The sequence below is a fragment of the Nocardia asteroides genome (genome assembly GCF_900637185.1).
Lineage (GTDB): Bacteria > Actinomycetota > Actinomycetes > Mycobacteriales > Mycobacteriaceae > Nocardia > Nocardia asteroides.
In genome coordinates this window covers 3,568,814-3,590,289 of record NZ_LR134352.1, presented here as the reverse complement: position 1 = coordinate 3,590,289, position 21,476 = coordinate 3,568,814, and the positions used below count along the sequence as shown (strand labels likewise).

Sequence of the window (21,476 nt, the reverse complement as noted above, 5' to 3'; positions counted from 1 at the left end):
GGACCACACGCGATGACCGACCCGACGACCACCGTGGCCGCGCGGCTCCGTTCGGCGCGACGACGGCGGTTCGTAGGGCGCACCGCCGAAGTCGAGTTGTTCCGGTCGGCGCTCGCGGCGACGGAACTTCCGTTCGCGGTGCTGTACCTCTACGGGCCCGGCGGCGTCGGCAAGACCACGCTGCTCACCGAACTCGCCGAGGTGGCCGCGGGCGCCGGCGCGAGCACCGTCCGGGTGGACGGGCGGGCGATCGAGCCATCGCCCGAGGCTTTCGCGGGGGCCGTCACGGAGCCGCCGTCCGCGCAGCCGCGATCGGTGCTCCTCGTCGACACCTTCGAACACCTTGCGCCGCTGGAGGATTGGCTGTGCCAGACCTTCCTGCCGGGGTTGACCACGAACGTTCTGGTGGTGATCGCTTCGCGTCAGCCGCCCGCGCGCCGCTGGTCCGACGACCCCGGCTGGCGGGATCTGCTACGCGTGGTCTCCCTGCGCAATCTCGCCCCCGACGATGTCCGGACCTACCTCCGGATCGCCGAAGTGCCCGTGGCGCACCACGACCGCATGCTCGCGCTCACCCATGGTCATCCGCTGGCCCTGGCCCTGCTGGCCGATGTGCTGGCTCAGACCGACGGTGCATTGCCGACCAGCTTGGTCGACACCCCCGACGCGGTGCGCGCGCTGCTGGCCCGCTTCCTCGATTCGGTGCCGAGCAAGCGTCACCGGGCCGCGCTGGAGGTGTGCGCGCATGTCCGGTTCACCACCGAAGCCCTGCTGCGAGCGGCGCTGGACGAACCGGACTGCGGCGATGTCTTCGCCTGGCTGCGCGGGCTCGCGATCATCGAACCCGGCCCATCGGGACTCGCGCCCCACGAGATCGCCCGTGACGTCCTGGACGCCGACCTGCGCTGGCGCGACCCCGAGTCCTACCTCGCGGTGCACCGCCGGGTGCGCGCACACCTGCTCGAGGTCCTCGACGTCACGGCGGCGCACGGCCGTCGGTCGGTCGCCGACCTGGTCTTCCTGCACCGCCACAACCCGGCCATCTCGGCGTACTGGGACTGGTCGAGTTACGGCCGGGCCTTCCCCGACCGGTACCGGCCGGTGCATCGCGAGTCCATCCTGGCGATGACCACACGGCATCAGGGTCCGGAACAGGCCGAGCTGGTGGACTTCTGGCTGACGCGACAGCCCGAACAGTTCGTGGTGATCGTGGGCTCGGGCGGCACCCCGATCGGGTACTTCGGCCGGCTGGCGCTGCACGACGCGACCGAGGCCGACCTGTCGGCCGATCCGGGCACCCGCGCCATGTGGGACTACGCCGCCCGATACGGCCGGCCCCGTCCCGGCGAGCCGGTGTACGCGGGCCGCTTCCTCGTCGATGCGGAGCACAACCAGGGCCCCTCCCCGACCATCAATGTGGTCACGGCCTGCTCGACCCATTTCTGGCTGTCCCAGCCGGGCCTGACTTGGGATTTCATCGGCGCGTTCGAGGACGCCGAGGCGTGGGAGCCCTTTCTGAACCACATCGATTTCCATCGTGCGAGCGATGCCGACTTCGTGGTGGGCGGGCGCCGCTACGCGGTGTACGCGCACGACTGGCGGCGGGTCGGCGTCCCGGAATGGCTGGAGCTGACCAGTGATCGGGTCGTCGGCGCGGTGACGACGCGACCCGAAGCGCCCACCCCCGAGCTGGTGCTGTCCCAGCCCGAGTTCGCCGACGCGGTCCGGTCGGGACTGCGCGGACTGGGGCGCGGCGGCGGTCTCGACCGGAATCCGCTGTTGCGGTCGAAAGTCGTACGCGGCCGGTCCGGATCAGCGACCGGCGCGACGCTCGGTGAGCTGCTCGTCGCGACGGTCGAATCGGTGCGCGAGGACGCCCGCGGCGAGAAGCTCTACCGCGTCCTGGACCGCACCTTCCTGCGTCCGGCACCGACGCAGGAACGGGCCGCCGCGCTTCTCGGACTGCCGTTTTCGACCTACCGGCGCCAGCTCACCCAGGGCATCGAGCGGGTGATCGCCAAGCTGTGGCACCTCGAGCTCTACGGACCGGAACGCGAGCACGAACGATAGCGGCGTCTCACGCGGGCCGCTTCGCTTCGGTCACCCGGGCTGCGCCGTAGGCCAGCGCGCACACGGTCACCGTTCCGTCGGCGCCGACCGCCTCGATGCGGGCACTGCACGTGGCCTGGCCCCGGTCGTGGTGATCGACGACCGCGCTGGTGCGGAGTCTGCCGTCGCGAGCGGCGCGCAGGTATTTGACGGTCACGTCCGTGGTGAGGATGCCCGCCCCGAGCACGGTGCCCGCCGCGAAGGTGAGGGCGTTGTCGGCGCAGTAGGCCAGGACTCCCCCGTGGACCAGCCCGAACTGCTGCCGGTGCCGATCCGCGATGTCGAGCTCGAGGACGGCTTCGCCCGCACCGAACGCGACCAGTCGCGCGCCCACCACGTCGTTGAAGGGCTGGGCCGCCAGGACCTGCTTAACCACTACTCATTCCACCGAGGCGCTCCTCGCCGCCGCCGTCGGATTGTTCGCCTCCGGCGGGGCGCGAGCGCTCACGATGCGGGCGGTGGCCCGCACGGCCAACGCGCCGAGCGGGTCTGTGTACCACCGGTTTCCCGATCGTCCCGCCCTGCTGGCCGCAGTCTGGCTGCACACGGTGCGGGAGTTCCACGACGGCTATCGGCGGGCACTCGGCGCGACGCCCACGCCGGCGGACGGCGTGCGCGCCGCGGAATGGATGGTGAGCTGGTGCCGCCGCAATCCGGCATCGGCGGCCGTGATGCAAGCGGGCGCGCCCGCGTTCGAGCCCGAATCCTGGTCCGCCGAGTCGCGGCGCGAGCACGAGGAGTTGCAGCAGGAGCAGACGCGGGAGATCAAGGCCGTGGTGGCCACGATCGCGGCGCAGACCGGCCTGCCCAAGGATCAGACCTTGTTCGCGCTCTTCGACCTGCCACTCGCCGCCGTGCGGCCCTACCTCATCGCCGGTGAGGTACCGCCACCGAAGGTGCGCGGCATGGTGCGCGCGCTCACCACCAAGATCCTGTGCGAAGGCGCGGGATCGGACGGCTAGCGGTCCTGCGCGCGCATCAGCCCGTGCGAATCCACGGAGGCCACCAGTTCGCCTCCGGCCGTGAATATCTGGATCCGCGCGAACATGCGGCCCGCGCCCGCGAACGGGCTCTCGCAGCGCAGCAGCAGCCAGTCGTGCACGGTGAAGGGCCGGTGGAAGGTGATGGTCTGGGTGAGCATGGCCGACCTGCCGCGGCCGCCGAGGCGCGCGATCTCGGCCTGTGGGTACGGGCGCAGGGCGGCCGGTCCCAGGAAACCCTCGCTCCCATGGGCAAGCAGTGCCCGCGACAGCATCGGCAGGTCGGGGGCCTTGTCACAACGCATCCACACGTCCAGCGTGGGTGGTCCCGCCAGGTCGAGTGCCAGGGCGTCGGCGCCGCCGGGCGTCCGAACCTCCCACGGGAGCAGGGCGCACGGCAGGTCGGCGCAGTCGCCGGGTCCCGGTACGTCGGCGGGCAGTACGGCGTGATGGTCGAGGAAGTCCGGTTCGTCGACGCTGAGCATGGCCAGCACCCGGGCGTGTTCGCGCTCGTCCTGCCGGAAGGACACCTGCACGGTCGCCAGCGCGCGCCCCGACTGGACCACCTCGACGTGCACCTCGACCGTGCGGTCGGCGTACCCACCGCGCGGGAACACCCCGTGCAGCGATTGCACCGCCATGTGCGGGACGGTGCGCTCGGCCGCCACCACGGCCTGCGCCAGCGTCTGGCTGCCCAGTGTCGTCGGCAGCGTCGATGTCACGTTCCGCGCGCGGAATCGTCCGGGCGCGATCTCGGCGAGATCGAGCACGTCGAGGAGGTCGGCCAGGTCGACGACCGGCCAATTATCGGTTCCACCAGCCACGGCGGAATGCTCGCACACCTTTCGGCCGTCGGCGTAGTCACGGCGCGCTCAGTGGGACGTTCTCGCGATGCGGACCGACCGAGGTGATCGGTCGCCGTCGTCGCGCGGCGAGGCGACGACGGCGACGACGGCGACCGGACGTGCTGTCAGGCCCTGCTGAGGGCCGCGCCGTACTCGGAGCGGGCGAAGCGGCCCGCGGGCTGGAAGCGGGCGAGCAGGTCGGCTGCGGGAGTGCCGGTCACCTCCTCGATGTACGCGGCGGCCTGGTCGGGGGTTTCGATGGGAAGGAAGGGTTGCGGGTGGTGCAGCAGGCCGACCAGGGCACTCGCGAAACGGGGGTCGACCGCGGCGGTGGCGAAGAACTGGCCGCCGATGTCGGCGAAGGCGGGGTCGCTGAGGAACAGGCGGGTCACCTTGGCGGCGGCGTCGCTGCGGGTGGCGAGGAATTCCGCGTAGCGAGCGGCGATCCATGCCTCGTCGAAGGCACCGTCGTGCACGGCGGCCGCGGCGACCAGACGCTGCGCCTGGATCAGGCCGCTCTGGGCGCCCTGGCCCGCGATCGGGTCGTAGGCGACGGAGGTGTCGCCGAGGGAGGCCACCGGATGGCCGCTCGCGGTCGTGCCCACCCCGGCGCGGACCACGGGCCGCACGGCGCCCTTCAGCCAGGAATGCGGGTCGTCCTCGATGACCTCGGTGGACAGCACCTCGGGCAGGTCCCAGTCGACGTAGTCGCGGTAGAGCTCGGTGACGACGCGGTGCGCCGACGCGGCGGAGTCGGCCGCGGCGAAACGGCGTTCGAAATCACTGCCGGGGCGCGCCCAGCCCAGGAACGCCCAGCTGGGACCCGCGTCCTTGTGCAGGTAGGGCCCCCACCAGCCTTCGCCCTGGTCGGCGAAGATGGAGAAGCCGCTGTGCGCGCCACCGGCGGGGCTGCGGTGGGCGAACACGTCGGGACCGTGGCCGAGGCCGGTGACCGTGACGGTGAGCAGCGACCGTTGCGGCGCGTCGTAGACGGTGCGTGCGGTGTCGACGGGGAACAGGTCGGACAGCCCGCCGCGGCCGGTCGCGACCAGGGTGAGGTCGTGCCCGGCGGCGATGCCGTCCAGGCTTTCCGGGGTGACCTGCTCGACGACGAACCGCCCACCGCGTTCCAGGAACGCGCTGAGCCGTTCGTCGGCCTTGAGCCGGGTGTCGACCGCGACGCCGACGTATCCGTCGAAGACGCCGTCGAAGGCGATCAGTTCGTTGCGGTCGGGATCGGCGATGCGGACGCTGAGCCCGGTGTGGCGGGGCGCCCGGGCGGTGTACGGGTCCAGGCCGAGGGCGAGCTCGGCCTGTTGCGTCACACCGAATTCCAGGGCGGTGCCGGTGGCGGACACGTCGTCGCGGAGTGCCCGCTGATCTCGGTCGCTGTAGAGCGTGACCTCGAAGCCGGCGTCGAGCAGACCTAGCGCCGCGGAGACGCCGGTCTGTCCGGCGCCGACGATCGCGGCCGAACGCGTGGAACGTGAAACGGGATTCTGCGATGTCATATCCGTATGGTGCTCGATTCGGTTCCGTCGCAGCAGGGTTGGGATCAGCGGGAATCGATCGCGACGGCACCCGGCCGCGACTGCGCCTCCGGCAGCACGGTCGAATTGGCCCCGCCCACCCGGTAGCTCGCACCGCGATGCTGCGCAGGCAGCCGGTCACCGGCGCCGAACAGCGCGTGCCGCAGCGTTCCCGGCTCGTACTCCGGGGCGTAGACACCGCGGGCGGTCAGCACGGGCACCACGTGGCGCACGATGTCCTCGAAACTGCCCGGGGTGATGGCGTAGGCGAGGTTGAACCCGTCCAGGTCGGTCTCGGCCACCCATTCCTGGAGGCGGTCGGCGACCGTCTCCCCCGATCCGACGAACACCGGGCCCATGCCGCCGATCCCGGCCCAGCGGCCGATGTCGCGCACGGTCCAGGCGCGTCCGTCGTCGTCGAATTCCTGGAACGCGGCGACGGCGGAACGGATCGCGTTGCTCTCGACATCGCCGATGGGGTCGTCGAGGTCGTAGCGCGACAGATCGATCCCCAGCCAGCCGGACATGAACACCAGGCCGCCCTCGACGCTGGCGTAGGACAGGTACTCCTCGTGTTTGGCGTGCGCGGCCGCGTCGGTGGCATCGGTGACGATGGTCGCCAGCGCGTAGATCCGGGCCGCGTACCGATCCCGCCCGGCGGCCTCGAGCGCGTCACGGATGCGCGACACCGTCTGGGCGAGTACCCGTTTCGACGGCGCGGCCACGAAGATCGCCTCGGCGTTCTCGGCGGCGAATCGCACACCGCGCGGGGACGCGCCCGCCTGGTAGATCACCGGGGTGCGCTGCGGCGACGGTTCGGACAGGTGGATGCCCGGCACGGTGAAATGCCGCCCGCGATGGCCGATGTGGTGCACTTTGGCCGGGTCGACATAGACGCCGCTGGTGGCGTCGCGCACCACCGCGTCGTCCTCCCACGACCCCTCCCACAGCTTGTAGAGCACCTCGAGGTACTCGTCGGCCTGGTCGTAGCGAGCATCGTGGTCGAGCTGGTCGGCGGCGCCGAGATTGCGGGCGGCCGAGGGCAGGTAACCGGTGACCACGTTCCAGCCGATGCGGCCGCCGGTGAGGTGGTCGAGGGTGGACAGGCGCCGGGCGAACGGGAAGGGATGCTCGAATCCGGTCCCGGTGGTGACGCCGAAGCCGAGGTGTTCGGTGACCGCGGCCATCGCCGTCACCAGCAGCAGCGGGTCGGCCACCGGGATCTGGGCGCCGTGGCGCAGCGCGGCGATGTCGTTGCCGCCGTACACGTCGTAGGTGCCGAGGACGTCGGCGATGAAGAGGCCGTCGAAGCGGCCGCGTTCGAGCAGCTGGGCCAGCTCGGTCCAGTAGCTCAGCTCCTTGTAGCGGTGCGACTGGTCCTCGGGGTGGCGCCACAGCCCGGGCGACTGGTGCGCCACACAGTTCATGTCGAAGGCGTTGAACCGGATGCGGCGGGCCATCAGGCCTCCCCCGCGGCCGGAACCCGCTCGCCCGCGCTCCAGCCGAACGGCAGGTCCGTCCCGTTGAGCAGATGGTCGCCCACCACCCTGGCCTTCTGGATGGCCGGGTTGTGCACGGAGATGGTGCGCGCGTTGCGCCAGTGCCGGTCCAGGCGCAGTCCTTCGGAGACGATGGAGGCGCCGCCGACCTCGAACAGCAGGCTCGTCGCGGGCAGCACGATATCGATCACCGCGAGCTGGGCCTGCGCGGCGGCGAGTTCGACGGCGGTGAGCGCGTCCTCGTCGCTCGCTCCGGCGTCGAGCACCGCGTCGAGGAGTTCGGCCACCGCGAGCACGGTCGCGCGGGCGGCGAACGCGGCCGCGGACAGCTTGCCGATCACCTGCTGCACCAGCGGGTCGTGCCGGGGCAGGTCGGCGGCGGAGTGCGTGTAGCCGCGAGTACGCCGCGAAACCCATTCGCGCACATCCGATTCCGCGCGCTGCGCGATTCCGGCCAGCACCGCGAGCTGCACGAGCTGCAGGTAGGCGGTCGCGTAGGTCGGGCCGGGGACACCGTAGCCGGGGCCCAGGATCTGGTCGTCGGTCACCCGGACGGCGGTGAATTCGGTGGTGCCGCTGGCGGTGAGCCGCTGACCGAAGCCGTCCCAGTCGTCGTGCTGACGCACGCCGTCGGCCCGCGCGCCGACCAGCACCCCCACCCGCTCGCCGTCGCGGTCGGCCGCGACCAGGATGTGGTCGGCGTAGAGCGAGCCGGTGCTGTAGTACTTGGTGCCGTCCAGGCGCCAGTGGTCGCCGTCGCGGGTCAGCCGGGTGCGGTAGCGGTCGACGGCGCCCACGCCCGGTTCGGTGATGGCGTTGCCCACGAGGGTGCCCTCGCCGATCGCGCGCAGCCACCCGTCCCGTGCCGCGCCCGGCGCCGCCAGCAGCTGGTCCTCGACGAACGAGAAGTGCACACGCAGGGCCTGCGGGAGGTTGGATTCGGCGGCGGCGAGGTCGATGAGCAGCCGGAACAGCTGGCGTACGCTCGCGCCGTAGCCGCCGTGCTCCACCGGCACCCGCAGCGCGCCGAAGCGCGCCGCGCGCAGGGCGTCGACCTCGGCGTGGGTCAGGGTGCGGTCGGTCTCCCTGGCGACCGCGCCGTCGGCGATCCGGGCGAAGATCGGGGCGAAGACGTCATCCAGTTCGGAATCGGCCGCGCGTTTCGTCTCTGTGGATGTCATGCCCTCACCATGACGCCGCGCGGCCCGGCACTCACCGGTTGCGCGCAGCGGGATCGCAATGGGTGCGCTCCGGGTACATCGCGCGATTGCGGGTAGTCGCCTCCGTACGCGGCCGAACTTCGGCACGCCAGAGAGGCAGCTATGCGAGCGGTTACCTGGCAAGGCAGACGAAAGGTGTCGGTCGACACCGTCCCCGACCCGGTCGTCGAATCCCCCACCGACGCGATCGTGCGGGTCACGTCGACGGCGATCTGCGGCTCCGATTTGCACCTCTACGAGGTGCTCGGGCCGTTCATGACCGAAGGCGACATTCTCGGGCACGAACCCATCGGCATCGTCGAGGAGGTCGGACCGGGCGTCGACAACCTGTCCGTCGGCGACCGCGTCGTGGTGCCGTTCCAGATCAGCTGCGGTCACTGTTTCATGTGCGAGCGGGGCCTGATGACGCAGTGCGAGACCACACAGGTCCGGGAGCAAGGTAGTGGCGCCGCGCTGTTCGGATACTCGAAGCTCTACGGGCAGGTTCCCGGCGGGCAGGCGGAATACCTGCGCGTTCCGCACGCGGATTTCACCCACATCAAAGTTCCCCACGGCCCGGACGACACCCGGTTCCTCTTCCTGTCGGACGTGCTGCCGACCGCCTGGCAGGCGGTCGAGTACGCCGCGGTGCCCGAGGGCGGGTCGGTGACCGTGCTGGGGCTCGGCCCGATCGGCGACATGTGCGCGCGGATCGCGATGAACCGCGGACTCCGGGTGTTCGGCGTGGACCGGGTACCCGAGCGGCTGCGGCGGGCCGCCGGACGCGGCGTGGAGACGATCGACCTGGACGCGTCACCGGAAACGGTCGCGCAGACCGTCCAGGACGCGACGCACGGCCGCGGCACCGATGCCGTCATCGACGCGGTCGGGATGGAGGCGCACGGATCGCCGCTGGCCTCGGCCGCCCAGCGAGCGGCGGGACTGCTCCCCGACGCCCTGGCCGCGAAGCTCATCGACACCGCCGCCGTGGATCGCCTGGCCGCGTTGCAGCTGGCCGTCGACATCGTGCGCCGCGGCGGGACGATCTCACTGGTGGGCGTCTACGGCGGCATGCTCGACCCGCTGCCGATGAGAGTCCTGTTCGACAAGCAGATCCAGCTGCGGATGGGCCAGGCCAATGTCAAACGCTGGGCCGACGACATCCTGCCGCTGCTCGGCGACGACGACCCGCTCGGCGTGGACGGTTTCGCCACGCACCGGCTCCCGCTGGCCGACGCGCCCGGCGCCTACGAGATGTTCCAGCGCAAGGCCGACGGCGCGATCAAGATCGTGCTCGACCCCGTGCTGCGATCGAATTGACGGCCGATCCCGATTGTCAGGAGGTTCAGATGACACGTACCGGAGCAGAACTCGCACGACTGCGCGAAGAGCGCGCGGAACTGGAGCGCACACGCACGGAACTGGCGAGGTCGATCGAGCGGGTAGCGCGCGTCGGCAGCCCGGCCCAGGGCGAGGAGTACGTGGCGGCGCGGGAGGAGAAGGCGCTCGTCCAGACCCGCCTCGACGAGATCGACGCGATCCTCGACGAGGGCTGAGCCACGGTGATCGACCGGCATCCGGCGTTTGGCGCTGTCGATCGGTGGAATGGCCGAGCCGAACGACCGACGAATTCAGGAGGTTCTATGTCGCATCCTCGGCTGACGGGTTTTCGTGCGGTAGCGACGCTCGCGGATCTGGGACTCGCCGGCTTCGCCGCGGGGGTGATCGCGCGCCGGCGCCGGACGATGGGCCTGCTCGAACGCACCGGTGCCGATGCGCGCGCGGTGGCGCGAATCCACCGGCTGCGCGACGAATTCGGTCCGGGCCCGGTCGAGTTGGTGCTGCCGAGACGGCGGGTGATCGTCGTGCTCGATCCGGCCGATGTCGGCCGGGTGCTCGCGGACGCTCCGTCGCCGTTCGATCCGGCCAACCGGGAGAAGCGGGCCGCGCTCGGCCAGTTCCAGCCGCACGGCGTCCTGGTGTCGCGCGGTGAACTCCGCGCACAACGCCGCGCGCTGAACGAGGCCGCGCTGGACACCGGCGCCGCGCTGCACCGGCTGGCCACGCCGTTCGCCGAGGTGATCGCCGACGAAGCCGCGCGCCTGACCACGGAGGCGACCACCGCGGGCCACCTCGACGCCGCCGGATTCACGGTCGCGTGGTGGCGGCTGGTCCGGCGCCTGACGCTCGGGTCGGCCGCGCGCGACGACGACGAGATCACCGATCTGCTGTGGACGCTGCGCTCGGCGGGCAACTGGTCGTTCCTGGCGCCGCGGCACCGGCGCACCCGCGAGAAGTTCTTCGATCGCCTCTACGACCACGCCGAGTCACCGGATCCGGACAGCCTGCTCGGCGCGCTGCTGGCCACGCCCACGACCGGCGCCACGGACCCGATCGGGCAGGTACCGCATTGGCTGTCCGCCTTCGACGCGGCGGGTATCGCGCTGAGCCGCGCCCTCGCGTTGCTGGCCACCCACCCCGACCAGCGCAGTGTGGCGACGACCGAGGCCCTGAACCAGACCGATCCCGCGACACTGCCCTATCTGCGCGCCTGCGTGCTCGAGTCGGTTCGCCTGTGGCCCACCACGCCGCTGATGCTGCGCGAGACCACCGAGGACACCGACTGGGGCGAGGGTGACCAGCGGTTCACTCTCGACGCGGGGGCCGCGCTGCTCGTGGCGGCGGTCGCGTTCCATCGCGACGACCGGACGCTGCCGTTCGCGCACGACTTCGTCCCCGACATCTGGCTCGACGGTCGCGCGCGCACCACCCCGCAGCTGGTCCCGTTCAGCGCGGGCCCGGCCGCCTGCCCCGGCCGCGACCTGGTGCTGTTCACCACCGGTACACTGCTCGCCCAGCTGCTGCGCACCTCCGATGTCGAGCTGCGATCCACCCCCGGTCTCGATCCGTCCGCGCCACTTCCGTTGACCTACAACAACTTCGGACTGGACTTCACCATCACCACCGCGGCGCTGCAGCAGCGATAGGTGTCAGCCGGTCGCGCGCCGGCCGGCGTGGAAGCGCGCCTTCTTCTCCCGATTCCCGCAGGTGTTCATGTCACACCAGCGGCGGGTCCGACTCCGGCTGGTGTCGAAGAAGGCGGCCCGGCAGGTCGGCGCCGCGCACAGGGCCAAGCGCCCGTCGCGCTCGCCCGCGATGATGCTGATCGCGTCGGCGGCGATCACGCCCAGGGCATCCTCGACGCCGGTGGCCGCACCGAGCAGCCATCGTCGGCTGCCCTCGGTCGTCAACGTGGCCGAGGCCCGGCCCCGAACGCTGTGGTCGTTGACGACCTGGACGGCGGCCGCAGGCAGGACGCCGTGGCTCGCCGCGGCGGTCGCGGCGGCGTGGATCGACTCCCGCAATTCCCTCGCCTGGTCGAGCTGGGCCGCGGTGCAGGAGTCCACGGTCAGGCCGTAGACGGCCAGCCAGTCGACGAGTCGCTGTGGCGTGGGTAGGCGCTCCACCGGATCGCCGTGCCGCTCCGACAGTGTCCCCGTGAAGCTGGTGGCCAGCACGGTACCGAGGCGGAAGTCGGGAAACTCAGCCGTCATGGAACCACCATAGCCGGTTGCCATTCGACGGGACCGCGTGTTAGAACCATCTATGCCGGTTCGCCACCGGCGTGCCGGTTTCGCGATCGCCAGGAGGTCTCGTGTACAACCCGACCAGCGACGTTCTTCCTTTCGCCGCCCACACGCCCGACGCCGAGCTGGACGATCTCCGCGCACGACTGGCCGCGGCGCGATTCCCGGAAGCCGAGACGGTCTACCGCGCCGCCCCCGATCCGCGCCGCTGGGATCAGGGTGTGCCACTCGCCGATCTCATCGAGGTCGTGCACTACTGGCGCACCGGATACGACTGGCGCGCGTTCGAGGAACGCCTCGACCGCATCGGCCAATTCCGCACGATCATCGACGGACTGGGTATCCATTTCCTGCACCGCCGTTCTCCCCGCGCGGACGCCACTCCCCTGCTCCTGACCCACGGCTGGCCGGACAGCATCGTCCGGTTCATCGACATCATCGACGAGCTGACGAATCCGAAAACTGATGGCGCGCAGGCATTCCACGTCGTGGTGCCGTCCCTGCCGGGATTCGGCTACAGCGACAAGCCGGCCACCACCGGCTGGGGAACCGAGAAGATCGCGGCCGCCTGGGTGGAATTGATGGGAAGGCTCGGCTATGGGACATTCCTGGCGCACGGTGGCGACTGGGGCGGCAATATCACCACCGTTCTCGGCGGCCGATTCCCAGGACACGTTCTCGGCATCCACACGACATTCGCCGAGGCTCCGCCCGGAGCGCCGGTCGGGAATCTCACGGCGGCCGAACGCACCTGGGTCGAGGAAACGCGCGATTTCTGGCGCCATCGCGCGGCCTACGCGAAGCAGCAGGCGACCCGGCCGCAGACCATCGGCTATTCCCTCGTCGACTCCCCGGTCGGCCTGCTCGCCTGGATCCTCGACAAATTCGCCGAATGGAGCGACACCGACGACAGCCCGTTCGAAACCATCTCCCTCGACCGCATCCTCGACGACGTCACCCTGTATTGGCTGACCCGGTCCGGCGCATCGGCGGCCCGCATCTACTACGAAAGCCACAACTCGCTGGACCCCGACCTCCGCGTCGACGTCCCGTCCGCCCTCACCATGTACCCCCGCGACACCGAGAAGTGCCCCCGCCCCTTGGCCCAACAGCGATACCGGAAGATCGTCCGATGGAGCACCCCCGAATCCGGAGGCCATTTCCCCTCACTCGAGGTTCCCGACTTCTTCGTCGCCGATCTCCGAGAAGGCCTCACGGCCGCCCTGACTCAGCGCAGGCTGGAATCCGCATCGTGGCGGTGATGCGGACGCAGGATTGGATGACAGGTGCCCGTGCGCCGAGCACGCCTAATCAGCGCACGCTGCAACGGGTTCGGACGATGCGTGAGTCCGACGGTCAGCTCCGTGCTCGTTGTGCCGGAATGAGGATTGATTGTCAGGTGAGTACCCGAGTCTCGAGAGAAGCAAGATTGATGGTGTGATGCGCATATCTCTGTATCCACATTGAACCTGGGCGGTCTGGTGAGCTGGGTTCACCCGATTCGGGTGAGGCGCGGGGACCGGAGTCGGCGCACGATTCGCCCATCCGGCCTTCACAGATCAGGAGACTCCGTGAAACTCGACAATCGCGTCATCGGCATCGCCTCGGTCGCGGTGGCTCTGCTGATGACCGCCGCGTGCACGTCCGACGACGACTCCTCCACCTCGGCGACCACCTCGACGGCCCAGGTCAGCACCATGAAGAGCAGCATTGTGGCGACGGCGTCCTCGGCGGTGAGTTCCGTGCGCGACAACGTGCAGCAGACGGTGCAGGATGCGATCAACAAGATTCTGGCCGCCGCGCCGATCTCGTTCGACGCGGGCAGTTCGGACCTCGACGCGGTCGACACCGCCACCCTCACGGCGGTGGCGGCCGCCCTGCAGGGCAACGACACCAAGATCGAGATCACGACCTACGCCCAGGATTCCAATGTCGCCGACGCCAAGTCCGTGGCCCAGGCCCGCGGCGACAATATCGCCGCCAAGCTCGAATCCGACGGTATCGACGAGTCGCGTATCACGGTCAAGGCCGACGCGAATCCCTCCGATTCGTCGGTGAATCCCGACCAGGCCAAGATCACGGTGGTCGACGGGTAGCCGGCGCCGACAGCGACAAGAGTCGGGTACCACTGAATGGTGGTACCCGACCTTCTGCATGCCGGTAGCCATGCCACGGCAGTACGACAACGTCTCACGCCACTGATCGTTGCCCGCCGTGGAAATCGGCGAATCTGCGGCTGTCGGTCGTCGTGTCGGCCGCTCCCCTGCGTGCCGTGGTTTGAGCTGGGCGCGCGCTCCGGTTGGTAGCCTGGCGCACACTGCACTGTCCTGGCCGTTTTCCGCCCGCGTGGAGAGGAAGCGTTGTGGACGTACTGGTCGCCGGTTCGACAGGGTTCATCGGGCGTCGGCTCTGCCCCCAGCTCGCGGAGTCTGGGCATTCCGTGCGCGCGATGACCAGACACCCCGACACCTATCGCGGCGCGGGCACGCCCGTCGGCGCCGACGTCGCCGACCGTGCCTCGCTCGAGGCCGCGCTGTCCGGTTGCGACAGCGCCTACTACCTCGTGCACTCGCTGGCCGAAGCCGACTTCGAGCGCCGGGACGCGGCGGCGGCCCGCAACTTCGCGCAGGCCGCCGCGGGGGCCGGGGTGCGGCGCATCATCTACCTGGGCGGGCTCGGCGACGACTCGGACCATCTCTCGGCGCATCTACGCAGCCGCAGGCAGGTCGAGACGTTGCTCGGCGAGGCGGGTGTCCCGGTGACGACGTTGCGCGCGGGGATCATCGTCGGGCACGGCGGCATCTCCTGGGAGATCACCCGGCAGCTGGTCGAGCATCTGCCCGCGATGATCACCCCGCGCTGGGTCCGTACCCGAACCCAGCCGATCGCGGTCGACGACGTGATCCGCTATCTGGCCGGTGTCCTCGACGACCCGCGGGCCACGGGCCGGACCTACGAGATCGGCGGCCCCGACGTCCTCGCCTACCTCGACATGCTGCGGCGGGTGGCCCGGATCCAGGGCAGGCCGACCCCGATCGTGCCCGTGCCGTTGCTGTCGCCACGGTTGTCGTCGCGCTGGCTCGCGCTGGTCACCGATGTCGATGTGCAGACCGGCAGGTCGCTGGTCGACTCGATGGTCAACGAGGTCGTGGTGCACGACACCGCGATTCGCGAGCTGCTGCCGTTCGAGACGATCGGCTACGACGAGGCCGTCCTGCGTGCGCTCGGCGAGCGCGTCGGGCTGCGGTACGACGCATGAATGCCCGCGCTCAGCGGCGTCAGGCCCGCGCGGTCGCCGCCGTCGGTGTGACCGGCACGGCACTGCTGGGCGCTTCCCTGGCCGCACCGCCCGCGAGCAACCGCTTCTACGGACTCACCTTCGCCACCGCCGCCACCTTCACCCTCGGCGGGCTGGCCACCACGCCGCCGTCGGCCGGGCCGCGCGACCGGCGCGTCCTCGCACCGGCCGCGACCGGAGTCGCGGCGTTCGGGGTGTTCTACGGGTGCGCCCTGGTCGCGCGTCGAATCCCGGTGCTGCGCAACGCGATCACGCGACTCATGCGCTACGCGGATCGCGGGCGGACACCGGCGGTGCTGCTGACCGCGCTGGCCAACGGCGCCGCCGAGGAAGTGTTCTTCCGGGGCGCTGTCTATCAGGCCGCGCCCCGCTGGCCCGTCGCCGTCTCGACCGGCGCGTACATCCTCAACACGACCGCCACCCGCAATCCCGCGCTGGTGCTGGCCGCCGCGGTCATGGGCACCCTGTTCGGCGTACAGCGGCGATACACCGGCGGTATCCAGGCCTCGCTGATCGCGCACCTGACCTGGTCCACCCTGATGCTGCACTTCATGCCACCGCTGTTCCTCGGCGGCGGTTCCGCGCGGCCTTTACCGAATACCGGAACGCGACAGGCCTGAGCGTGAATCGGATTTCGCCTCACTTCGCGCGGGGCGTTAGTATCGCGAACAACCGCGATCGACCGATGACGAACAGGATGCACTGATGGCTCGCAAGGTTGTTGTCACACTGATCGACGACTTCGACGGCACCTCGGTCGCCGAGGAAACCGTCGCGTTCGAATTCGACGGCGTCGCCTACGAAATCGACCTGTCCTCCGCCAATGCCGCCGCACTGCGCAAATCCTTCGACGAATGGATCGCGCACGCCCGCAAGATCGGCCGAGCCAAGAACTCCACGCGCCGATCCGAGGCCAAGGCCCCCGCCAAGCCCGCGGCCCGCCGCAACGACCTGAGCGCCATCCGCGCCTGGGCCAGCGAGAACGGCCACGCCGTCTCCACCCGCGGCCGCATCTCCGCCGACATCATCGCCGCCTACGAGAAGGCCTCGGCCGCTTAGTGGTCAATGTCTGAGCACCACTGACGACTGCGGCAGGCCTTTTCCCGCTCGAATCAGTAGGCAGCGTCAGAACGATCGGCAGGCTCCGAACGCCCCGCGAGCGTCCGGAGCCTGGCAAGTCCGGCCGACACCTCGGCGCGATTATCGGCACGCTTCATCCACAAGGGCATCTGCGACACCAGAGAGATACTCGAGTTTCGACGACTCCGTTCACGCAGCAACGCGCTGACATACGCCGACAACTCGTCTACCTGTGCCGCATTGTAGGCCCACAGAACACGCCCACAGCACCGGGTCTGCAACCACAGCGGCAGCCCGAAATGGGGATCCTGCCGCGCTCCGGGCTGTCTCGAACCGTTGTGCTCTGAGGACCAGTCGGCTACGGCACCGCATCGATCACAGATCAGTCTGCGCGGCTCGTAGTAGTACTGATTCCAATACCGCGCCGCGGGAAGACCGGGCCTACGCAGATTCGTCGCGCGCCCACCACACTTCGGGCAGGCGACCAGGATCAGTTCCGCGTACGACCACAGCGCCGGTCCGGGATCCAGGTGACGAACTGAGTTGTCTGACGGCATCGTCGGATATTGGCGCATTCAGGCCGTCAGCGCCACCGGGTTTGATACTCCAGCACAGGGCCATGGGTCAGCCCGCGGTCAGGATGGCGTCGGCGGCTTTTTCTCCGATGACCACCGTGGGGGCGTGGGTGTGGCCGCGGATGATCGACGGCATGACCGAGGCGTCGGCGACGCGGAGGTTGGCGACGCCGCGGACGCGGAGTTCGGGGGTGACCACGCTGGCCGGGTCGTTGCCCATCCGGCAGGTCCCGACCGGGTGGTAGAGGGTGTGCGCGTGCCAGGTGAGAGCTTCCTCGAGGGTTTCCTCGACCGTCGGCTGCGCCTGCTTCGGCTGGAGGAAGCCGCCCAGCCGGGTGCCGAGCGGCTCGGCGGTGGCGATGCGGTGGGCGACGCGCAGTCCCGCGAGCATGGCGGCCCGGTCCGCGCCCTGACTGTCGGACAGGTAGTTCGGGTCGACGAAGGCCTTGTCCAGCGGGTTGGCCGAGGACAGGGTGACGGTGCCGCGGCTCTCGGGACGCAGCAGGATGGGACCGATCGCGACGCCGTGGCCGGGTGCGGTCCCGATGCCTTCGTCGTAGAAGGGCGCGGGGCCGAAGATGATCTCCAGATCGGGCAGCTCGAGATCGGGGCGGCTGCGCACGAAACCGTAGGCCTCGCCGACATTGGACGTGAGCATGCCGCGCCTGCGGAGCAGATAATTCGCCAGTTGCAGCGGCTTCTCCGCGTCGAAGAGGGTGTCGGAGTCGGCGGCGAAACCGAGCAGGCAGACCAGGTGGTCGGTCAGGTTGCGGCCGACCTGGGGCAGGTGGTGCTGCACCGCGATGCCCCGGTCCCGCAACTGCCGTTCGTCACCGATGCCCGAGAGCATGAGCAGCTGCGGCGTGTTGATCGCGCCGCCGCACAGCACGACTTCCTTGCGGGCCCGCACGATCCGGGTGCCGGCCTCGGTGCGGTACTCGACGCCGACCGCGCGGGTACCTTCGAACAGCACCCGGGTGGCGTGCGCGCCGGTGAGCACCGACAGGTTGGCCCGTTTCCGCGCGGGCTTCAGGTAGGCGTCGGCGGTGCTGCAACGCGCGCCCCGGTCCTGGGTGACCATCGTGCGCGAGAAACCTTCCGGCTGCGACGAATTCGCCGGTTCCTGTTTGAACCCGGCATGCTCGGCGGCGGTCAGGAAGTCCGAGGTCCAGGATCGGGGGCTGCGCTGCCGGGAGACGCGCAGCGGGCCACCGCGGCCGTGCGCGGGATCGGTGGCATCCTCGACGGTCTCGATGCGGGTGAAGTAGTCGACGATGTTCGCCCAGGACCAGCCCGGACCGGCCAGCCTGCCCCATTCCTCGTAGTCGGCGGCAAAGCCACGCACCCACATCATCGCGTTCATCGACGACGAACCGCCCAGCAGCTTCCCACGCGGATAGAAGATCCGCCGGTTGCCGAGCTGGGCCTGCGGCGTGGTCAGGTAGTTCCAGTCGTAGTCGCTCTGGAACAGCTTGGAGAAGGCGGCGGGGATGTGAGCGAAGTTGACGCGGTCGGCGGCTCCGGCCTCCAGGGCGACGACCTGGTCGCGGGAACGTTCGCTGAGGCGGGCGGCGACGACGGCGCCGGCCGAGCCGGTCCCGACCACGACGTAGTCGGCGGTGGTGCTCGGAATGGTTTCGGTACTCATCGAGGTCTCCAGGTGGGTCAGCCGCGCAGCGCGGAGGCGAAGATCGCGGGCAGGGCACTCCAGCGGGGCTCGGCGGCGAAATCGGTGAGCAGGCGGCCGGTGGTGGCGGCGGTGCGGTTGGTGACGAACCACGGCGGTTTCGGCGCGAGAGTCCATTCGCCGCGCAGCAGCGAGCGCGGGGCCGGACGGAACGGGCCACGGACCACGGTGCGCTCGACCTGGTCGATCAGCCACGCGTTGTGCACGATGCCGATCCCGCTCTGCACATCGTCGAGGGTGTGGCCGGGGAACGCGCCCCAGGCGGCGGTGGGCGTGAGGTAGCCGACCGCGGTCCACGCGTTGACGGCGATGGTTCCGTAGCGCAGTCGCGCGACGAGGTCGTCGAACTCGGCGCCGAGCGCGGCGATCGTGGCCGGGTGGGCGACGATGTTCGCACCCAGCGTCCCGATGAATCGCTCGTTGGCGGTGTCGGCCGCGGTGCGCGCGAAGTCGGCTTCGCTGCCGGGGATCTCGACCACGCCGAGCACCGGGGCGAAGTACTCTCGCGTCAGCAGCTGCTCGTCGGGCGCTGTGGTCAGTCCCGTGATCAGCAACCGTCCGCCTTCCGGTCCGAGCGATTCGGCGGCGGGGTAGCCGGCGCGGGCGTCGGCGGAACGGTCCGTGCTGCCCGGGTAGTACGCCGGTCGCGCGGGCGCCCGGTCGACCGCCGCGCGCAGGGCGGCGAGGAACTCCGCCTTCTGCGGCCAGTCCGCCGAGATGATCACGGCCTGGGCGGCCACACAGTTGTAGCCGCCGTTGTGCAGGCGCTGGGTCGCGATGTGCTCGGCCTGGTAGGCGAGGTCGGCCTTGCTCCATACCCCGGGCAGCACGATGGTCGGCGACACACCACCGAGTTCGCTGCTGATCGGCTTGTCCAGCAGCGGCGTTCCCGCCTTCTTGCGCGTCTCGGCGTCCGCGCCGACGCCCCAGACGATCGCGTCGTGGGTGGCGGCGCTGCCGGTCATGTGGACGTGCGCGACGCGCTCGTGCGCCACCAGGTAGGCGCCGACCTCGGGGCCGCCGGTGAGCACCCGAACCACGCCCGCCTCGATCAGCGGCGCGAGCACCTTCTCCAGGACCGGGCGCAGCGGATCGGTGACCGGGTTGAGCTTGAGCGCCACCACCCGGTTGTGCGCGATCAGTTCGTAGAGGGTGTCCAGCGGGGCGATGGACGTGATGTTGCCGGCGCCGAGGACCGCGCCGATACCGCCGGTCCGGGACGGATCCCGTTGGGCCAGACCGGCTTCGGCCTTGGCGGCGGCACTGCTGACGCCCCGCCGCAGCCACACCTCGGCGCTGAAGCCGTTCAGCAGCAGCTCGTCGAAGACGCCGGTGGGCAGCACACCGACCGTCACCCGATCACCGGCGGCACCGAACTTCGCCTTCGAGAGGGGGCTGCGGCCCTGTTCGAGCTCGGCCAGCGTGTGCGACAGCACGCGCAGCGCGGAGGCCAGGGCATAGGGCCCCGACATCCACTCCTCGCCGAGCAGTGGCGACCCGGGCGCGAGACCCTTGATCGCCGCCGCGGTCTCCACCCATTCCCCCGCGTGGCCGCGGGTGAGTTCGAGGGTGCGATCGAGCAGCGCGCGGCGGCCCGCCAGCGGCAGGCGAGCCCAGGCCAGCTCGCCCTCGGCGAGATCGGCCAACGCGGCATCGACGGCCGTCTCGGCGGCAACCTGTTCTGTCTGCACTTCGCACCCTCCACTCACCTGGTCCGGCTTCGTCGGCCGACTGTGCCATCGAGTGTGGCCTCGCTCACGCCCGAACGGAATGTGTGCGGGTTGCCGAATCGCACCCGGATTTTGTGCTCGCGCACAAGTTGGCTGTGGTCCAGCCCACTTGCCCGGTTACCCTGGTCCCATGCACGCCACCTCGTTGCCGTCCTCGGTCTCCTCGCTCGCCGCGCAGCTGTCCACGGTGGTCGAGCCGATGACCGTCGAGCTCGTGCGGCGCATCATCGCCACGGATCCTTCCTACGCCGGGGCGGGCCTGCTCACCGAGGAACAGCTGCGTAGCACCTGCCTCGACAATCTCACCGCCATCGTCGGACTGCTGTCCGGAACGCAGCCGCTGCTGTTGCAGTCCGCGCGCGAGGCCGGGCGGATCAAAGCCGAGCAGGGCATTCCCGTCGCCGCGCTCCTGCACGCCTACCGGCTGGGCGGCCGGCTCATCTGGGAGGAGCTGACCGCGCGCTCCGCCGGACCGGGTGATGTGCGCCTGCACGAACTGGCCACCCGGCTGTGGGAGGTGATCGACCTCTACTCGGACGCGGCGGTGGAGTCCTACCGCGAGACCGAGGTGGACCTGGCCCGTGCCGACGAACAGGCCCAGAGCCGGCTGATCCGCACCCTCTTCGACGACCACTCGCACAGTCCCGGCCGGATCCTGGATGTCTTGCGCGGCCTCGGCCTGCCCGACGGTGGCACCTTCACGGTGGTGACCGTCGACGCCCAGCCCGCCGCGGTGCCGACGCCCACCCTCAGCGGCGCGCTGCGCACCCTTGGTATCCGGTCGGCATGGGATGTGCGGATCGACGGCGTGGTGGGGCTGATGGTCGCGCCCGCCCCGTCGACGATGGACCGCGCGGGCGAGGTGCTGTCCTCGATCGTCGCCGAGCGGGTCGGTCTCAGTACGCCGTTCACCACGCCGCACGGCATCGCCGCCGCCGTCGCCGAGTCCCGGCAGGCCTGTCGCTCGATTCCACCCGGTTCGGGCGGTGTGGTCCGCTTCGGCGAACGCCCGGTCGCCCATCTGCTGGTCACGGTTCCGGACGCCGCCCGCCGTGCCGCCACCCAGATCCTGGGGCCGGTCCTGATGCTGCCCCCGACCGAGCGCGCCGATCTGATCGCCGTCCTCGACGCCTGGTACCGCTGCGGTGGGTCCGCGGCCGCCGTGGCCGAAACCTTGCACTGCCACCGCAACACCGTCCGCTACCGCCTCCGCAAGATCCGCGACCTCACCGGCCGCGACACCACCGACCCCCGTCAATCCGCGGAACTGTATCTGGCCCTCGGCGCCATCACCCTGCTCGAAACACCTGCCCCGCAGGCGTGAGACACCGCCTCCGCCGCAGGTGCCGGCGTCCCGG

19 protein-coding genes are annotated in these 21,476 nt (G+C 70.3%); 11 read left to right on the top strand and 8 right to left on the bottom strand.

The features are described from left to right. Positions 1-12: 12 nt before the first annotated feature. Entirely contained in the window at positions 13-2,070 is a 2,058-nt protein-coding gene (locus tag EL493_RS16930; RefSeq protein ID WP_019050573.1) for an ATP-binding protein, read from the top strand. A gap of 7 nt (positions 2,071-2,077) precedes the next feature. Here the strand turns inward: EL493_RS16930 and EL493_RS16925 are convergent, their stop codons facing one another. After that, positions 2,078-2,485 carry a PaaI family thioesterase gene (locus EL493_RS16925; RefSeq protein ID WP_019050572.1) on the bottom strand — a complete coding sequence of 136 codons (408 nt, stop codon included), beginning with the start codon at positions 2,483-2,485 and terminating at the stop codon, positions 2,078-2,080. 73 nt (positions 2,486-2,558) lie between these two features. Here EL493_RS16925 and EL493_RS16920 point away from each other — a divergent pair, with 73 nt between their 5' ends. Continuing rightward, positions 2,559-3,071 (top strand): TetR/AcrR family transcriptional regulator, encoded by a 513-nt coding sequence (locus tag EL493_RS16920; protein ID WP_019050571.1) that lies wholly within the window; start codon positions 2,559-2,561, stop codon positions 3,069-3,071. On the opposite strand, the gene EL493_RS16915 is transcribed toward EL493_RS16920, so the two are convergent. From EL493_RS16915 to EL493_RS16900, 4 genes are all read right to left on the bottom strand, one after another. Next, on the bottom strand, positions 3,068-3,913 hold the full coding sequence (locus EL493_RS16915) for an acyl-CoA thioesterase (RefSeq protein WP_019050570.1): 846 nt from the start codon (positions 3,911-3,913) through the stop codon (positions 3,068-3,070). The two genes, EL493_RS16920 and EL493_RS16915, sit on opposite strands and share 4 nt — an antisense overlap. A 146-nt stretch (positions 3,914-4,059) precedes the next feature. Next, on the bottom strand, positions 4,060-5,445 hold the full coding sequence (locus EL493_RS16910) for a styrene monooxygenase/indole monooxygenase family protein (protein WP_019050569.1): 1,386 nt from the start codon (positions 5,443-5,445) through the stop codon (positions 4,060-4,062). A gap of 44 nt (positions 5,446-5,489) precedes the next feature. After that, the gene (locus EL493_RS16905; RefSeq protein WP_019050568.1) at positions 5,490-6,923 is read right to left on the bottom strand and encodes an LLM class flavin-dependent oxidoreductase; all 1,434 of its coding nucleotides are present in this window, start codon (positions 6,921-6,923) and stop codon (positions 5,490-5,492) included. Beyond that, positions 6,923-8,143, bottom strand: a complete 1,221-nt coding sequence (locus EL493_RS16900) for an acyl-CoA dehydrogenase family protein (RefSeq protein ID WP_019050567.1) — start codon at positions 8,141-8,143, stop codon at positions 6,923-6,925. The genes EL493_RS16905 and EL493_RS16900 overlap by 1 nt, the downstream gene beginning before the upstream one ends. 141 nt (positions 8,144-8,284) lie before the next feature. On the opposite strand from EL493_RS16900, the gene EL493_RS16895 reads away from it, so the two are divergent. From EL493_RS16895 to EL493_RS16885, 3 genes are all read left to right on the top strand, one after another. After that, positions 8,285-9,481: a zinc-dependent alcohol dehydrogenase gene (locus tag EL493_RS16895; protein WP_030203041.1), complete on the top strand. Its 1,197-nt coding sequence runs from the start codon at positions 8,285-8,287 to the stop codon at positions 9,479-9,481. Positions 9,482-9,510: 29 nt separating this feature from the next. Next, a complete protein-coding gene (locus tag EL493_RS16890; protein ID WP_019050565.1) occupies positions 9,511-9,717 on the top strand; it encodes a hypothetical protein in 207 nt (68 codons plus the stop codon). An 87-nt stretch (positions 9,718-9,804) separates the two neighbouring features. Then, the gene (locus tag EL493_RS16885) at positions 9,805-11,148 is read left to right on the top strand and encodes a cytochrome P450 (RefSeq protein ID WP_019050564.1); all 1,344 of its coding nucleotides are present in this window, start codon (positions 9,805-9,807) and stop codon (positions 11,146-11,148) included. 3 nt (positions 11,149-11,151) lie between these two features. Here EL493_RS16885 and EL493_RS16880 read toward each other — a convergent pair whose 3' ends face one another. Continuing rightward, positions 11,152-11,715, bottom strand: coding sequence for a CGNR zinc finger domain-containing protein (locus EL493_RS16880; RefSeq protein ID WP_019050563.1), 564 nt, complete (start codon positions 11,713-11,715; stop codon positions 11,152-11,154). A 101-nt stretch (positions 11,716-11,816) separates the two neighbouring features. On the opposite strand from EL493_RS16880, the gene EL493_RS16875 reads away from it, so the two are divergent. From EL493_RS16875 to EL493_RS16855, 5 genes are all read left to right on the top strand, one after another. Continuing rightward, positions 11,817-13,010 carry an epoxide hydrolase family protein gene (locus EL493_RS16875; protein ID WP_019050562.1) on the top strand — a complete coding sequence of 398 codons (1,194 nt, stop codon included), beginning with the start codon at positions 11,817-11,819 and terminating at the stop codon, positions 13,008-13,010. 309 nt (positions 13,011-13,319) lie between these two features. Continuing rightward, positions 13,320-13,844, top strand: coding sequence for an OmpA family protein (locus EL493_RS16870; RefSeq protein ID WP_019050561.1), 525 nt, complete (start codon positions 13,320-13,322; stop codon positions 13,842-13,844). Positions 13,845-14,110: 266 nt separating this feature from the next. Continuing rightward, positions 14,111-15,007, top strand: a complete 897-nt coding sequence (locus EL493_RS16865) for an NAD(P)H-binding protein (protein ID WP_022565670.1) — start codon at positions 14,111-14,113, stop codon at positions 15,005-15,007. Continuing rightward, positions 15,004-15,666 (top strand): CPBP family intramembrane glutamic endopeptidase, encoded by a 663-nt coding sequence (locus EL493_RS16860; protein WP_019050559.1) that lies wholly within the window; start codon positions 15,004-15,006, stop codon positions 15,664-15,666. Before EL493_RS16865 ends, EL493_RS16860 begins: the two co-directional genes overlap by 4 nt. 85 nt (positions 15,667-15,751) lie before the next feature. Then, positions 15,752-16,105: a histone-like nucleoid-structuring protein Lsr2 gene (locus EL493_RS16855; protein ID WP_019050558.1), complete on the top strand. Its 354-nt coding sequence runs from the start codon at positions 15,752-15,754 to the stop codon at positions 16,103-16,105. A 645-nt stretch (positions 16,106-16,750) separates the two neighbouring features. Here EL493_RS16855 and EL493_RS16850 read toward each other — a convergent pair. Continuing rightward, complete coding sequence (locus EL493_RS16850) at positions 16,751-18,349, bottom strand: GMC family oxidoreductase (RefSeq protein ID WP_019050557.1); 1,599 nt, start codon at positions 18,347-18,349, stop codon at positions 16,751-16,753. Between the two features lie 17 nt (positions 18,350-18,366). Continuing rightward, positions 18,367-20,079 (bottom strand): aldehyde dehydrogenase family protein, encoded by a 1,713-nt coding sequence (locus EL493_RS16845; protein ID WP_019050556.1) that lies wholly within the window; start codon positions 20,077-20,079, stop codon positions 18,367-18,369. Between the two features lie 169 nt (positions 20,080-20,248). Between EL493_RS16845 and EL493_RS16840 the strand changes: the two genes are divergently transcribed. Next, positions 20,249-21,442, top strand: a complete 1,194-nt coding sequence (locus EL493_RS16840; protein WP_019050555.1) for a PucR family transcriptional regulator — start codon at positions 20,249-20,251, stop codon at positions 21,440-21,442. The last annotated feature ends 34 nt before the right edge of the window (positions 21,443-21,476 follow it).

What these genes read in the sequence shown, in the direction of transcription:
- EL493_RS16900 (WP_019050567.1), bottom strand. Translation starts at nt 8,143, where the DNA reads ATGACATCCACAGAGACGAAACGCGCGGCCGATTCCGAACTGGATGAC.
- EL493_RS16885 (WP_019050564.1), top strand. Translation starts at nt 9,805, where the DNA reads ATGTCGCATCCTCGGCTGACGGGTTTTCGTGCGGTAGCGACGCTCGCG.
- EL493_RS16895 (WP_030203041.1), top strand. Translation starts at nt 8,285, where the DNA reads ATGCGAGCGGTTACCTGGCAAGGCAGACGAAAGGTGTCGGTCGACACC.
- EL493_RS16910 (WP_019050569.1), bottom strand. Translation starts at nt 5,445, where the DNA reads ATGACATCGCAGAATCCCGTTTCACGTTCCACGCGTTCGGCCGCGATC.
- EL493_RS16930 (WP_019050573.1), top strand. Translation starts at nt 13, where the DNA reads ATGACCGACCCGACGACCACCGTGGCCGCGCGGCTCCGTTCGGCGCGA.
- EL493_RS16850 (WP_019050557.1), bottom strand. Translation starts at nt 18,349, where the DNA reads ATGAGTACCGAAACCATTCCGAGCACCACCGCCGACTACGTCGTGGTC.
- EL493_RS16920 (WP_019050571.1), top strand. Translation starts at nt 2,559, where the DNA reads ATGCGGGCGGTGGCCCGCACGGCCAACGCGCCGAGCGGGTCTGTGTAC.
- EL493_RS16855 (WP_019050558.1), top strand. Translation starts at nt 15,752, where the DNA reads ATGGCTCGCAAGGTTGTTGTCACACTGATCGACGACTTCGACGGCACC.
- EL493_RS16880 (WP_019050563.1), bottom strand. Translation starts at nt 11,715, where the DNA reads ATGACGGCTGAGTTTCCCGACTTCCGCCTCGGTACCGTGCTGGCCACC.
- EL493_RS16905 (WP_019050568.1), bottom strand. Translation starts at nt 6,923, where the DNA reads ATGGCCCGCCGCATCCGGTTCAACGCCTTCGACATGAACTGTGTGGCG.
- EL493_RS16890 (WP_019050565.1), top strand. Translation starts at nt 9,511, where the DNA reads ATGACACGTACCGGAGCAGAACTCGCACGACTGCGCGAAGAGCGCGCG.
- EL493_RS16840 (WP_019050555.1), top strand. Translation starts at nt 20,249, where the DNA reads ATGCACGCCACCTCGTTGCCGTCCTCGGTCTCCTCGCTCGCCGCGCAG.
- EL493_RS16860 (WP_019050559.1), top strand. Translation starts at nt 15,004, where the DNA reads ATGAATGCCCGCGCTCAGCGGCGTCAGGCCCGCGCGGTCGCCGCCGTC.